Below are 744 nucleotides of genomic sequence, written 5' to 3' on the forward strand. Positions count from 1 at the left end.
GTTACCAGCCGGCTTGCTTCTCCAATCAGATAACGATGATTATGCCTCGGAACTCATCCCCACGCACGACGCGGATCGGGTGAACATTTTGGGTGAAGTTGTCTGGTGGGGGCATACAGTGGGGGGGGGGAGCGATGGCACGTTGCGCTGAATGCGAGAAGCGAGTTTGGGCGCTGGACCTGCGTCAGGGCTTATGTCCGGAGTGCTACAATAAGGGAGTCGCCGCTCAGCCGGACGCCACACGGAAGCTCGAGCGGGGCGCCGCTGACACCCAAGGTGCTTCAGCCGCGATTGTTCTGACGACGGAACAAACGATCGACCGGGTTGTAGAGCGTCTCGGCATCATCGCGGCCGAGAGAGTTTATGGCCTCAACATTCTGAAAGATATAGCTACCGGCCTCAGGGATACATTCGGCGGCGCCAGTGGGGCGATGGAGAAAGCACTGCGGGAGGCGCGCCGCGATGTTCTGGATGATCTCCGCCGCCAAGCCGCGGAGATGAAAGCAGACGCAGTCATTGCCCTGCGAATCGAACATGCCGAGATGTCTGGCGGTGCGCTGGGTGGCTCAAAAAGCATGTTAATGGTGGTAGCTTCCGGCACTGCTGTGAGGGTGCGACCTGAAACCGAAAACACTCAAATTAGCCCATAGCTATGCATTCAACGCATGGCTATGGGCGCTCAACGATTTCGACAGCGCCGCACGGAGCGGATTTCGGGCCGGTTTTTTTGACGCAAAAGGCCGG

General features: G+C 58.6%; 1 protein-coding gene. It reads left to right on the forward strand.

All coding sequences use genetic code 11. The annotated features are described in order from the left end of the window. Positions 1-134: 134 nt before the first annotated feature. Entirely contained in the window at positions 135-650 is a 516-nt protein-coding gene (locus RMT89_RS40515) for a YbjQ family protein (protein ID WP_315888754.1), read from the forward strand. The last annotated feature ends 94 nt before the right edge of the window (positions 651-744 follow it).

Source organism: Streptomyces sp. P17, from assembly GCF_032436805.1.
Lineage (GTDB): Bacteria > Actinomycetota > Actinomycetes > Streptomycetales > Streptomycetaceae > Streptomyces.